This window comes from Pedobacter sp. ISL-64, assembly GCF_018613605.1.
Taxonomy (GTDB): domain Bacteria; phylum Bacteroidota; class Bacteroidia; order Sphingobacteriales; family Sphingobacteriaceae; genus Pedobacter.
In genome coordinates, this window is record NZ_JAGGPU010000006.1 from 585,182 (window position 1) to 599,261 (window position 14,080).

Genomic DNA, 14,080 nt, shown 5'->3' on the forward strand with positions numbered 1-14,080 from the left:
AAAACAAAAGGCTGCTCCGATAACCCGAAGCAGCCTGAGTAGAAAATATAGGGATAAATGACTATTCTATTATACTATGCCTAATTCCATCCACCACCTAAAGCGTGATAGATATCTACCACCGCATTCAACTGTTGTTTTTTGGTTTCGATCAATTCTAATTTTGATTGCAAAGCATCACGTTGGGTCATCAATACCTCAAAATAATCAGCCCTTGCCGATTTAAACAAATCGTTAGAAATATCGATTGACTGGGTAAGTGCTGCTACCTGTTTCGATTTCAAATCGTAGCTTTTTTGCAGGTTGCTGATTTTCGACATCTGGTTGGCTACTTCAATATAACCATTCAGAATGGCTTTTTCGTACTCAAACACGGCCTGCAACTGTTTAGCATTTGCGGTTAAATATTCGGCCTTAATGGCATTGCGATTAATGAGCGGTCCGGCTAGATCTCCTGCTAACGAGTAGATCAATGATTCTGGCGTTCTCAACAAATAAGAAGGATTAAAAGCCTGGTAACCGATGGCCGCAGAAATACCCAAAGACGGATAAAACTGTGCCTTAGCCACTTTAACATCCAACTTAGCAGCAGCGAGTTCTAACTCAGCCTGTTTAATATCAGGGCGGTTGGCCAGCAATTGTGAAGGTAAACCTGTCTGTACCGTTGGTGGTACCAGATCGGTAAAACTCGATTTATCCCTTATAATTGGCTGAGGAAAACGGCCTAGCAAGAAATTGATTTTATTCTCCGTTTCGGTAATATTTTGCTGAATATCAAATTCCAGACTCTTAGAGCTTAACACCTCAGCTTCAAATTTACGCACTGCAAGTTCGTTAACCCTACTGGCCTGTTTCTGGATTTTCATCAGTTCTAAGGCATTTTTCTGCAGCTCAATGTTTTTTTTCACTGTCTCTAACTGATTATCGGCAGCTAGCAATTCGTAATATGAATTTGCAACCTCAGCTATCAAATTGGTTACTACGAAATTTTTGCCTTCAACCGTTGCTAAATAATGACTTATGGCTCCTTTCTTCGCATTGCGCAATTTGTGCCAGATATCGGCTTCCCAATTGGCCTGTAAACCGAAACGATAATCGGGCAATACCTCGGGCACTTCTTTACCTGGAGTAATTTCTGTAGAAGCATCGCCAGCACCCGAACTGGTGTAGCGGCCCACTTTATCGAAGCCAGCACCAACGCCATAGGTTACACTTGGTAAAAGCTCTCCTTTTTTAGCTTTGATTTCGTTTTTCGCAATCTCGATATCCTGCAGGGTAATATTCAGCTCCTGGTTATTTTTTAATGCAGTATCGATCAGGTTTACCAGATTTGGATCGGTAAAAAACTTACGCCATTGTATACTGGCTGTACTTATGGTATCCTGTGCACCACTAAAGGCTGCAGGAACACTTTTATTTTCGGCGCGTTGGGCCACTTCTGGCAATTTACATGCGGTATATGCAGCGCATATCAGCACTAAACCCAGGCCTTTATAAATATTATTCTTAAACATTATCTTCTACTTCTTCAGTTAATGGATGTTCTTCTTCAATTTTAATCAGCTTGTGTCTGGCAGCTATTGTTCCGAATATATAATACAATCCCGGGATAATAACCACTCCGAAAATGGTACCGAAAAGCATGCCTCCGGCAGCAGCCGATCCAATAGTTCTATTGCCGATTTTTCCAGGTCCTGATGCAATCATCAATGGAATTAAACCTGCAATAAAGGCAAAAGAGGTCATTAAAATCGGACGAAAACGTACACTTGCTCCTTCCATTGCCGCTTTTAATACCGTTGCACCCTGAGCATGCCGCTGTGCAGCGAATTCAACAATCAATACTGCGTTCTTACCAAGTAAACCAATCAGCATCACCATCGCAACCTGTGCATAAATGTTGTTTTCCAATCCTAATAATTTTAAGAACAGGAAAGCACCAAAAATACCCGCTGGCAAAGAAAGGATAACTGAAAGTGGCAAAATAAAACTTTCATATTGTGCTGCCAGGACCAGATAAACGAAGCCCAAACAGATCAGGAAGATATAAATGGCTTCATTACCCCTCGATACTTCATCTTTAGATATACCAGCCCAATCGATACCAAATCCCCTTGGAAGTGATTTCTTGGCCACTTCGGTAATGGCCTTGATGGCTTCACCAGAACTATAACCCGGAGCAGATTGTCCGCTGATCTCCGAAGCATTATACATATTGTGTCTGGTAATTTCGGATAAGCCATACACTTTACGCATTTTGATAAAAGCCGAGAAAGGCACCATTTCATCGCGATCGTTTTTAACCGACAGTTTTAAAATATCTTCTGGCAAAGCCCTGTATTGCGGCAATGCCTGTACAATTACTTTATATTGGTGATCGTATTTAATAAAACTGGTTTCGTAATTACTACCTACAAAAGTGGATAGCGTGTTCATGGCGTTATCGATACTCACTCCTTTTTGTTGCGCAATATCATTGTCAACATCTAACATGTACTGAGGGAAACTCGCGCTGTAAAAAGTAAATACTGAGGATAGCTCTTTACGTTTGTTCAACTCTTTTACAAAATCGTTGGCCACGGTTTCCATTTTTTTGTAATCGCCACTACCTGCTTTATCCAGTAAACGAAGCTCGAAACCTCCCGCAGCACCATAACCCGGAACGGCTGGTGGCTGGAAAAATTCGATAGTTGCACCTGGAATAGATTTCGATTTCTCTTCAAGCTCTTCAATAATCTCTACTGCCGAATGTTTACGTTCGCTCCAGTCTTTGAGGTTGATTAAACATGTACCGGAGTTCGATCCCGTACCTTCGGTAAGAATCTCATATCCTGCTAAAGATGAAACCGACTTTACGCCATCAATATCTTCGCACATTTTCTGCAGTTTCTCTGAAATCTGGTCGGTACGTTCTAAAGTGGATCCTGGAGGCGTTTGGATAATGGCATAAACCATTCCCTGATCTTCATTCGGAATAAAACCTGATGGTACACTTCCGCTTAATCCCCAAACACCTAAACAAAAGGCTGCCAGAATACCAAAAGTTAATATCCTGCGGCTTACTACCTTGGTTAGCACGAGTTCATATTTACCCGAAAGTTTGGCAAAACCATTATTGAAACCATCTAAAAAGCGATCAATAATGGTCTTCTTTTTCTTCGATCCATGGTTATTCTTCAACATAATGGCACACAAAGCTGGCGTAAGTGTTAAGGCTACAATACCTGAAAGGATAATTGCCGTTGCCATGGTGATGGAGAACTGACGGTAGAAAATACCTACTGGCCCCGACATAAAAGCTACCGGAATAAATACCGATGCCATTAAAAAGGTAATGGCGATAATTGCGCCGCCAATTTCTTTCATGGCCTGCTGGGTAGCCTTCAGTACCGAAAGTTTCCGATCGTGTTCCATCTTGGCGTGTACCGCTTCAATTACCACAATGGCATCATCTACCACCACACCAATCGCTAATACTAAGGCGAACAAAGTGATCAGATTGAGCGTAATACCGAAGAACTGCATAAAAACAAAGGTCCCGATTAAGGATACAGGAACAGCAATGGCTGGAATGAGGGTTGAGCGCCAATCGCCAAGGAACAGAAATACCACTAAACCTACCAGGATAAAGGCTTCGACAAGGGTGTGGATTACTTTTTCAATTGAGGCATCCAGGAATTTAGAAACATCGTAACTTACTTCATAATCTAAACCTTTAGGAAATGAGCTCGATTTGATCTCGGCCATTTTCGCTTTTACATCTTTAATTACCTGACTGGCATTACTACCGTAAGATTGTTTCAATACGATAGCTGCAGAAGCCTTTCCGTTTAACGTAGAGTATAAATTGTAAGCTGAAGCACTAAAATCTACATCGGCAACATCTTTTAAACGAAGTAATTCGCCGTTAGCACTTGCTCTTAGCACTACATTTTCGTATCCTTCTTTCGTACTAAAGCGTCCGGAATATTTTAACACATACTCAAAAGCCTGAGAGCGTTTACCAGAACTCTCACCGGTTTTACCTGGAGAGGCTTCTAAACTTTGCTCATCAAGTGCTTTCATCACCTCATCTACTGAGATTTTATAAGCCTGCATACGGTCGGGTTTAAGCCAGATCCGCATGGCATAATCCCTATCGCCCAAAATATCGGCAAAACCTACACCATCAACCCTTTTCAACTCTGAAAGCAAGTTGATATCGGCATAATTGTACAGAAAATTCTGGTTCATTTTAGGGTCTTTACTGTACAAGTTAATGTACATCAGCATATTAGACTCTTCACGGGTGATTTTAACCCCCTCACGAACCACCAAAGGAGGAAGTTTATTGGTAACAGCGGCTACACGGTTCTGTACGTTAAGCGAAGCCTGGTTGGGATCGGTACCTAAATTAAATACGACCTGAATGGAAGCTTCACCATCATTACCGGCATCAGAGGCAATATATTTCATGCCCGGTACACCGTTAAGGGCACGTTCGAGCGGAATAACTACCGATTTGATCAATAACTCATTATTTGCCCCTGGATACTCGGCCGTAATATTAACTTTAGGCGGTGAAATAGAGGGGAATTGTGTAACGGGCAGGTAGCTGATGGCCAATACCCCAAGAAACACAATGATAAGCGATATTACTATAGAAAGGACTGGCCTTTGTATGAATTTACTAAACATAAAATAAGTATGGAGGGTGGTAGATTATTCAGTTTTCAATCTTAATTGCTTCATCACTTCCTGAGGCTGTTGGAATTTGAAGGTAATTTTATCATCGTCTTTTACTTTCTGCACTCCTTCAAGCAATATTTTATCACCCGTAGTGATGCCATCGCCAATGATGTACAAATCTGGCACCTCACCTGCAATGGTGATGGCTCTGGAATGTACTTTATTATTTTTATCAATTACAAAAACATAGGTTTTGTCCTGAATATCGTAAGTAGCTTTTTGTGGAATTACTAAGGCATTTTTTAAAGGCACCACCATCAGGATTTTACCCGTTTCGCCGTTTCTTAGCAGGTTATCAGAATTGTTAAACCTGGCCCTGAAAGCGATGTTTCCTGTTTCATTATTAAATTCACTTTCGATCAGTTCAACTTTACCTTTCGATTTCAGCAGTTCGTTGTTGGCTAATAACAAGCTCACTTCTTGCTGTCCTTTTGCTTTTGCAGCACTTTGGTAGTTCAGGTATTCTGGCTCCGAAACGTTAAAGTAAGCAAAAACCTGACTGTTATCCGAAAGACTGGTTAATAAAGCGCCTTCATCAACCAAACTACCCAGTTTTAATGGAATACGATCGATGGTACCATCAAATGGTGCCCTGATTTCGGTATTTGATAAATGGAATTTGGCTAAAGAGGTTTCGGCATTTGCTGATTGCAGTTTGGCTTTAGCCATGGCCAGCTCATTTTTAGAAACGATGTTTTTATCAGAAAGTAATTTGGTGTTTTCAAGTTCAATTTCGGCTGATTTTGTTTCAGCCTGTGCTTTTGCCAGTTCAGATTGGGCTGCTTTAGGCATAATCTTAAACAACAGCTGGCCTGCTTTTACATGCTGGCCTTCATCTACATAAATATTTTGGAGATAGCCTTTTTCCTGGGCCCTAACTTCGATGTTCCGAACAGATTTAATCTGCGAAACATATTCTTTGGTAAACGAAGTATCCATTCTTAACGGCGTGGTTACCGCATAAGTAGTTACTTCTTCTTTTTCTTCTTTTTTCGAGGTACAACCCGTTACGTAAAGCAAAGTACACAAGCCTAAGCACATGACAACTCTTTTCATTTTTTTTTGTTAAATGGTTTTAATCTGATTTATTTTTTTCTCTAATTAGTCTCCCTTGGCAACCAATTTATGATAAGAAGCAGTCTACAACTGATGTGCAGATACTTAATTGACTTCAATAAATTATGGTTACGCAATGATTTAATTCGAAAGCGAAATAAATACAGATTTATGAAGTTATAATGAAGTTGAACTTCAGGTTTGGATTGAGAAATTGTGTTTTAGTGAAGCAAAAGATCATTTTTCACAACAAACAGATCATTTAGCTCCGCTTTTTGAATGAATTATCAGTTAACAGCTAGAATTAGATGAAGAAATGACGCTTTCTGACACAAAAACTCCATTTTAGGCATTTGCCAGTTATTTTCAGAATGATGTATAAATAGGATTTATTGACGACAAATTAACATAAAGTTAACTATTGGGTTGTCATTCGTATTTAGCCAAAACAAAGGTGTTGGAAGACAGTTTATAACGAATCGTCATCTCCTTTGGTTAATCAAAGGAGATGACGCCGATTTTCAGGATCTGTCAATTGTAGTAGAGAGGAAGGATTTTTTAAGCCTGTAAACACTTAGGCTATTTAAAATAGTCTTTGCCCTGACATCTTAATGACCTTAATTTCTTAATGATCTGCAAGATGCTAACGAAAATCACTTATTAAAATAGCCCTTAATTACCGAGAAAATATAAATCAAAATTACCCAGCCTACCATCACAAATTTTGGCCATGCAATAAAATCTGTTCGCCAAAATTCAGCCATATTTCCTGGGTGATGGAAACTGTGTAATAGCCTGATGTTTTCAATTACATCAAGTGAGCCGATTAAAAATGCCAGAAATAAATTAAGCCGTAGCAATTCGTTTAGCCAACTTGTTTTTTCTCTTTGCATTTGCGAATTAGATAGCGTCATGATGAGTACTACATATACCAAAATAAACAGAAAATCGAGGTGTGTATTCTTTTGGGCAATGTTTAAAAGTGTCTGATCGCCATACAGGGTATCGCTCCAAAGTGCAATAATTTCTACTCCTGAATCTTTATTGGCGAGTTCTAAATTGACGATTCCTTTTCCGCTAAAGTGCTGAAGTACTTTTCCCTGAAAGGACATTACACCACAAACGATGATAAATACTAGAATCAATATCTTTTTCATTTCTGCCCCCCATCCTGTTGTTTTACAACTTCTATAACTGCACTTCCATTTTTATTTGGGTTGTTAATACAGTGAATAAAGGCTGCCGCTGTTTTTTTGAAATGTTGAGGCAAAGGATGTAATTCATCCGTCCAACCATTTTTACCAACTGATCCTCTTGAATCGATATGGAATACCCTATTCTCACCTAACATTTCACTAAAAATGCGACCGATATCAATCATCATTTCGTTAAAGAGGTAAATCATGGCATAAACAATTTTGCGCTGATCTTCGGGATCATATATACCCCTAAGTTGCAAGGGTGTTTTTAACCATCCTCCGTGGCCGAGAAAAGTTCGCGCAAACAGCCGGTACCATTTGAGTGGATTATATCCTGCTATCTTCTTATCGCTTGGTATGGCATAATCGTAACCTTGCGTAATAATCTGTATCCCCGGAAACTTACCATTTTGTCCCTCACCACCAGTGAGAATCCCATTTATAATAAAATAATATTGGAGCTGAAAAAAGGCCAGTAAAGCATAAAAATCTTTGGATATGAACTGGGTACCCCGTTTAAAATCTTCTGGTTTATCGGGTGGATTAGCAGCGCTTTGATAAAGGTATTTCGCAAATGCACTATTTTCAAATTCGTTAGAGTCTCCTTTATGTGTAACCATGGCTGCTATTCTCCGGTTTCCAACCAGGTCGTTTCCTCCCCCGCTAATGATGAAAACATCCGGTTGAAGTGTAGAAAGCTGTTCGACATATTTTTTGGCACTAAGCATGTTCATCAGCCAATCGCCTCCAGAGGCCAGGCTGTAAACGGCCATATTCTCTTCCATTGCAACCCAGTCGATCACATCGCTTAAAAGTATAGGATAATTGAACCACGAATCGCCCTCTACTACCACTACCCTGTTTTTAAGACCGTTGTGTTTAGCCGTATGTTTCCGAAAATTATTTTTTACCTTTTTTATAAAACGGGTATTGCGCTGGCTGTTTTTTAATGCATCTACTTTAGCCATAACAGGCGCTAATGCTGCTATTTTTCGTACCTGCTCCAGGTTAAGGTCGTAGATATGCTGAATAATTTCAGAAAGATCGAATTCATTAATTTCAGGCCTCAGTTCAATAAGTTCGCTAACCGAGATATTGTTATTGAGCAGTTTGTCGATAAGACATTTCTTTATAGCAGGATCCATGGCTTTTCGATCGTTGTATATCATTTTCTTTTTATTAAAATATATGTTTAGCAAGGGGCATATTGATATAATAGTAAATCAATCAGAAAACACTGCATTCTATTGAAAATTAAATAGATAACTGTTGTTAAATATGTAAATATAACACAACGCGATAGAGATTCCAATACTGATTATTGGGTATACTTATTATGTACCTCAAATAAATATTGCACCGAATCGGTTAAGGTTTAAAACATCTTCCTTAACATTTAGGCAACAGTAAACTTACATTAAAGAATTACCTTCGCTAACACAAAACCAGCCTTTCTATGTTTCAATAAATAGATTAAAGCGGTACAATATGGAGAACGAAATACAATCTGACAGGGATATCCAATGCGAGTTCCTAAATATTTTTAAATTTATATGGGCAGCTTGCGGAATAACGCCCTTAGGCGAAACGCCGAGCACTCCTGAGTCAGACAATGTAAATCCTTAATCAATCATAGCGTATCGGCATTGAGCTATAATTGCCCCTAGCTTTAGTGCGTGCCATTATTCTGTTACATCATTTTTGCCAGATTACCTAACTGTTTCAGTTTAAATTTAAGTTCATCAGACCATGGAAGGCCGATACAGAGGCGGATACAGTTCTGATATTGGTCTTGCAAGGTAAACATCGGCCCTGGGGCAATGCTGATTTTTTGTTTCATGGCCAGTTCATAGAGTTTTATGGCATCAACTTCTTTGTTAAATTCTATCCATATGGCCAGTCCACCTTGTGGCCGGGTTGTTTTTGTACCCTCTGGAAAATATTCGGTAACCGCATCGATAAAATGCTGATAATTCTGCTGTAAGGTACGACGGAGTTGATGCAAATGGCGATCATACCGACCCGTTTTTAGAAAATTGCCAACGGCCTCATGAATAACAGAAGTTGAAGCAAGGGCATGTACCAATTTTAGTTTAAGTAATTTTTCTTTATACTTTCCGGGAGCTACCCAACCTACACGGTATCCTGGCGCCAAGGTTTTCGAAACTGCGCTACACCACAGCACATTGCCTTCTGTATCAAATGATTTGCAGCATCTTGGTCGTTGGGTACCGAAATAAAGATCACCGTAAATATCATCTTCAATAAGCGGAATATCATTTGCAGCCAAAAGCTGAACAACTTCTTTTTTATGTGCATCGGGCATGCAACTACCCAAGGGTGTATTAAAATTGGGAATCAACAGGCAAATATCAATTTTCGACACCACTTTCCTAAGTGCATCTATCTCAATGCCCGTAACCGGATGCGTGGGCAATTCGAGTACTTTTAAACCTAAACTGATTACCAGCTGGAGAATTCCGGGATAACATGGACTTTCTATGGCCACCGTATCGCCTGGTCTACCTAAGGCCATCAGGCAAAAAGATAATGCATTCACTCCACCGGCAGTAGTAATCAGGTCATCTTCATGAAGGTTTCCTCCCCAGCCTAATGATCGTACCGCAACCATTCTGCGCAGTTTAACATTGCCCTGAAGTGGCTCATATTCTGTTCCCCCTTCTTTAAGCGTCCGTGTAGCATAAAGTATCTCCTTTTTGAGTTTTGCCAATGGTAACAGGCTGCCTGATGGGACACCAATTGAAAAAAGGGTTAAATCATCACGACCAATGCTAGAATACACCTGGGTACTCAGTTCGCTCGGTTCATGGTGATTTGCAATTAGTGAAGGTTTACTAACTGCGGGTAGCGGAAGTCGTTCTACCCTACGGTTGCTTACAAAGAAACCTGATTGTGGTTTGGCTTCGACCAACGATTGTGCTTCAAGTTCCAAAAACACACGTTTTGCCGTATTCATGCCTACTGCATATTCCTTACAGAGCATCCGAACAGAAGGAAGTTTATCTCCCGATCGCAGAATACCTTCTCTAATCTGTGCGGCAATTCCGCTTGCTATTTCATTGTACCTGTAAACCTTTTCCATAATTAACAAACTGTATCCATACAAATATACAAAACTGATACTGTATTTATCGCTTTTAGCTTTGCACCTTTGATTTAAGAAATGAAAAGACATGAAAGAAACAGGAACTGAGCTAAATAAAGCGCATATTTCGAATGGTTGGTTTAACGGATTTATCGCCGTGCTTATCTTTAGCGGCTCTATGCCGGCTACAAGGTTAGCGGTAATGGATATGAGCCCTATTTTTGTAACCGTTGCCCGTGCCACAATAGCTGCATTGCTTGCGCTTGGGGTATTAATTACATTTAGAGAGAAACGACCATCAAGCAAACATTTAATCTCGCTGGTAATTGTAGCGCTGGGTGTAGTGATCGGCTTTCCTTTGCTAAGTGCGCTTGCTTTGCAACACATTACCTCGGCACATTCATTAGTATTTTTAGGTCTTTTACCCATGGTTACGGCCGCTTTCGCAGTTTTACGGGGAGGTGAACGCCCTAAACCCATATTCTGGTTTTTCTCAACTGTAGGTAGCTTTCTGGTAATTGGCTACGCCATTTATCAGGGAATTAACGCCGCACCAACCGGCGACATTTTAATGTTACTGGCAATTGTTCTATGCGGGCTTGGCTACGCAGAAGGGGCAAAACTATCTAAAACATTGGGTGGTTGGCAGGTAATCTCCTGGGCACTTGTGCTCTCGCTCCCACTCATGTTACCCTTAATGTTCATTTACCAACCAGCTTCATTTGCTGAAGTGAGTACCGCTGCCTGGCTGAGTTTGGCCTATATCTCGCTCTTTAGCATGTTCATCGGGTTTATCTTCTGGTACAGAGGGCTTGCACAAGGTGGAACCGCAACGGTTGGACAGCTCCAGCTTCTACAGCCCTTTTTTGGATTGGCCCTTGCTACTACCCTGCTACATGAAAAAGTAAGTATGGGTATGCTAGCCATTACGATGGGCGTAATCCTTTGTGTTGCAGGCTCAAAAAAATTTGCTAAATAACCATAATCTACCCTTCAAAACCCAATAAAAATGTTGATATCCAATAGCTTTAAGTTTGATGACCAAAGCGAGCAAATTGCCTTTATGAAGAGATATAGCTTTGCTACGATTATTACCAGCCATAATAATTTACCCATAGCCACTCAGTTACCATTTGTTGTAAACGAGGTAAATGGAAAGGTCTTAATTAGCGGCCATTTTGCGCAAGCCAATGAACAGGTGAAATATATTGAGCAGTATACATCGCTTATTATATTCACTGAGCCACACGCTTATATTTCTCCCAGCCATTACGAAAAACACGAAAGTGTACCCACATGGGATTATATTAGCGTGTATGCTTATGGGAAAGCCAATATTATTAGTAATGAAGAAGCTAAAGAACAAGCACTAAAAGAAATGATTCTCTATTATGAAAAAGAATATCTCTTACAATGGGATAGTCTTTCAGAAAAGTTTAAACAAGGTATGATGCGGGGAATTGTAGCTTTCGAAATAGAAGTAAGCGATCTTCAGGGAAAGAAAAAATTAAGCCAGAACAAATCGGAACAGGAACGAAAAAACATTGTATCACACCTCGAAAACAGCAACAGCGCTGTAGAAAGAGAACTCGCTCCATTCATTAAAAACCTAAAGCCATAGCCATGCAGATAGAAAATAGTACGATACATGATATAGCTGAAATCTTCCGCTTATATGATATCGCAACCGACTTCCAGAAAACTAAATATAGCGTTCATTGGCCCAAGTTTGAACTTTCGTTGATTGAAACAGAGGTCAAGGAAAACAGGCAATGGAAAATAATTATTAATAGGCAGATAGCCTGTATTTGGGCAACTACTTTTAGCGATCCGCAGATATGGGAAGAAAAGAACCTCGACCCGGCTATTTACATTCACCGCATTGCTACAAATCCTGATTTCAGGGGGCAAAACCTGGTGGGTACAATTATAAACTGGGCAAAAGAATATGCAAAAGCAAATGGTAAACGTTTTGTTAGATTAGATACCGTTGGTGAAAACAGGGGACTGATTCAACATTATCAAAAATTTGGATTTGATTTTTTGGGACTATACGAGCTAAACAACACCGATCAGCTTCCGGCACATTATCATCATAAGCCAGTTAGTTTATTCGAGATGCAAATTTAATACTGAGTATAGCGTTAAGAGGTTGTATCACAAATATAGATTTGTCATCCTGAGGGGTAATTTATCTTATAAAAATCAATATGAGTAACGTATAATTGTTTCTTTTCCATACACCAGGGGCTTGCCTCGGCTCGCCGCCGCCGAAGGGCTCTTTCTTTTTGGCATCAAAAAGAAACAAAAAATGCCGGCTGAAAATTTATTCATTCGTATTATAGTTTTCAGCTGCATTCATGAGGGCTTCGCCGTTTTCTTTTGAAGCCAGCTGTGCGGCAAGAACAGTGCAGCCCGAAAAATTTGTTAGGCCGGATTTAAGTAGAAAGAGGATATAGTGCTATGGCCCAGCTGGATGGAAATTCGAAAGTCGTTAAAATATGTTGATTAATAATGATTTGCAAGATAACGTCAATGATAGCTGGTCGAAGGGCCTGTTAAATATTCTTTAAGGTGTTTCGACAAACTCAACATGACATCATCTGAGGTGAAATTTGCCTTTATGATACAACCTCTTGTATGTGGCAATCTTTTAAAGGATATTTCAGCAATTGTCTTAACTCAATTTGGCTTTAACTATAACGGAAATTATGTGTCCAATGATGTTATCCATGATTAAGCGTCTTTTTTAATTTTTATTGCAAATAGCGACCATGTTGCCAATAACATTATCACCGCCGAAACCTGGTAAACAATAGATAAATCTACTTTGGCATCTTTTAATGCGCCGCCAACATAAACCATTAAACCACCTATAATTGTACTCAGGAAATTAAGGAAACCATATCCGGTTGCAATGTACCTGCTATCGGCTATCTGCCTGAGTACGGGCATTAAATTGGCATCGTTTATCCCTCTGGCTATACCAAAAAAGAACATAGCGATAATGGCTATTGCGAATACCGTGGTTGACGACATGAGGAATAAAAATGGTGCGCCAACAGTAAAGCCGATAATGATCATAAAAACCCTGCTTCTCTTGTTCTTAAGAAACCATTTATCGGCAAAATACCCCCCCAAAATTACCCCAACAAAAGATCCGATCTGGATATAGCCTGTTGCCGAAATTCCGGCTTCGCCCAGCTTGAGGTGAAAATGTTCTTTTAAAAAGGTAGGCAGCCAACCATAAACCAGCCAGTTTGCCGTACCCAGAACACTAAAATAAAACAATAACACCAGAAAAGACCGCTCTTTAAATAGGATCTTAACTGAACCTAATAAACTTATGGTTTCTTTTTCTACCTCTTTAACCTCATTTTCGGTTGTTTCGTGTTTAACATCTTTTAAATAATATAACAGTACGATCGAATAAAGAATTCCAAAGATTCCGAATACATGGAAACCATATCTCCAGCCCCATATTTCGGCAATATAACCACCTAAGCCACCCAATGCTAAACCTGCATAAAGTCCGCTCATGTGCAAACCCGTAGCAAGCGATCTTGTTTTTCCTTTATGATAATCCGTAATCAGCGCCAATGCCGCGGGGATATAACAAGCTTCGCTTAGGCCCATAAACAAACGCGAAACAAGCATTTCTTCAAATGAGGAGGTAAAGCCTGTCCACAAGGTTACTGCAGACCATACTGAAACACTGAATATAATTACTTTTTTCCTGCTGTATTTATCGGCCAAAAAACCTCCAAAGGGACTTAGTATCCCATAAGACCAAAGAAAAACTGAAGTTAAAAGCCCGAACTGGGCGTCAGAAAGGGTAAACTCCTTCACAATAGGATCGCGCATAGAGGTAATCATGATCCTATCGAAATAATTTAAAAAGGCCACTATCCAAAGGAGTGCAACCAGGCCCCAGGCATAATATGATTGATTTGATTTTGTACCGGTCATTTCTAGATTTTCCTCTTGTTAA

10 protein-coding genes are annotated in these 14,080 nt (G+C 39.9%); 3 read left to right on the forward strand and 7 right to left on the reverse strand.

What is annotated here, in order from left to right:
- Positions 1-80: 80 nt before the first annotated feature.
- The 6 genes from J7E57_RS10510 to J7E57_RS10535 form a co-directional block, all read right to left on the reverse strand.
- Positions 81-1,514 carry a TolC family protein gene (locus J7E57_RS10510; RefSeq protein WP_215127763.1) on the reverse strand — a complete coding sequence of 478 codons (1,434 nt, stop codon included), beginning with the start codon at positions 1,512-1,514 and terminating at the stop codon, positions 81-83.
- On the reverse strand, positions 1,507-4,677 hold the full coding sequence (locus J7E57_RS10515) for an efflux RND transporter permease subunit (RefSeq protein ID WP_215127765.1): 3,171 nt from the start codon (positions 4,675-4,677) through the stop codon (positions 1,507-1,509). Before J7E57_RS10515 ends, J7E57_RS10510 begins: the two co-directional genes overlap by 8 nt.
- A 24-nt stretch (positions 4,678-4,701) precedes the next feature.
- Positions 4,702-5,784, reverse strand: coding sequence for an efflux RND transporter periplasmic adaptor subunit (locus J7E57_RS10520; protein WP_215127767.1), 1,083 nt, complete (start codon positions 5,782-5,784; stop codon positions 4,702-4,704).
- Positions 5,785-6,437: 653 nt separating this feature from the next.
- Complete coding sequence (locus J7E57_RS10525; RefSeq protein ID WP_215127769.1) at positions 6,438-6,941, reverse strand: hypothetical protein; 504 nt, start codon at positions 6,939-6,941, stop codon at positions 6,438-6,440.
- Entirely contained in the window at positions 6,938-8,152 is a 1,215-nt protein-coding gene (locus tag J7E57_RS10530; protein ID WP_215127771.1) for a hypothetical protein, read from the reverse strand. The genes J7E57_RS10525 and J7E57_RS10530 overlap by 4 nt, the downstream gene beginning before the upstream one ends.
- 521 nt (positions 8,153-8,673) lie before the next feature.
- A complete protein-coding gene (locus tag J7E57_RS10535; RefSeq protein ID WP_215127773.1) occupies positions 8,674-10,086 on the reverse strand; it encodes a PLP-dependent aminotransferase family protein in 1,413 nt (470 codons plus the stop codon).
- Positions 10,087-10,177: 91 nt separating this feature from the next.
- Between J7E57_RS10535 and J7E57_RS10540 the strand changes: the two genes are divergently transcribed.
- The 3 genes from J7E57_RS10540 to J7E57_RS10550 are packed head-to-tail and all read left to right on the forward strand — an operon-like array spanning position 10,178 to position 12,219.
- Positions 10,178-11,068 carry a DMT family transporter gene (locus J7E57_RS10540; RefSeq protein ID WP_215127775.1) on the forward strand — a complete coding sequence of 297 codons (891 nt, stop codon included), beginning with the start codon at positions 10,178-10,180 and terminating at the stop codon, positions 11,066-11,068.
- A gap of 30 nt (positions 11,069-11,098) precedes the next feature.
- On the forward strand, positions 11,099-11,710 hold the full coding sequence (locus tag J7E57_RS10545; RefSeq protein WP_215127777.1) for an FMN-binding negative transcriptional regulator: 612 nt from the start codon (positions 11,099-11,101) through the stop codon (positions 11,708-11,710).
- Between the two features lie 2 nt (positions 11,711-11,712).
- Positions 11,713-12,219 carry a GNAT family N-acetyltransferase gene (locus tag J7E57_RS10550; protein WP_215127779.1) on the forward strand — a complete coding sequence of 169 codons (507 nt, stop codon included), beginning with the start codon at positions 11,713-11,715 and terminating at the stop codon, positions 12,217-12,219.
- Positions 12,220-12,825: 606 nt separating this feature from the next.
- Here the strand turns inward: J7E57_RS10550 and J7E57_RS10555 are convergent.
- Complete coding sequence (locus J7E57_RS10555) at positions 12,826-14,058, reverse strand: MFS transporter (RefSeq protein ID WP_215127781.1); 1,233 nt, start codon at positions 14,056-14,058, stop codon at positions 12,826-12,828.
- Between the last annotated feature and the right edge of the window lie 22 nt (positions 14,059-14,080).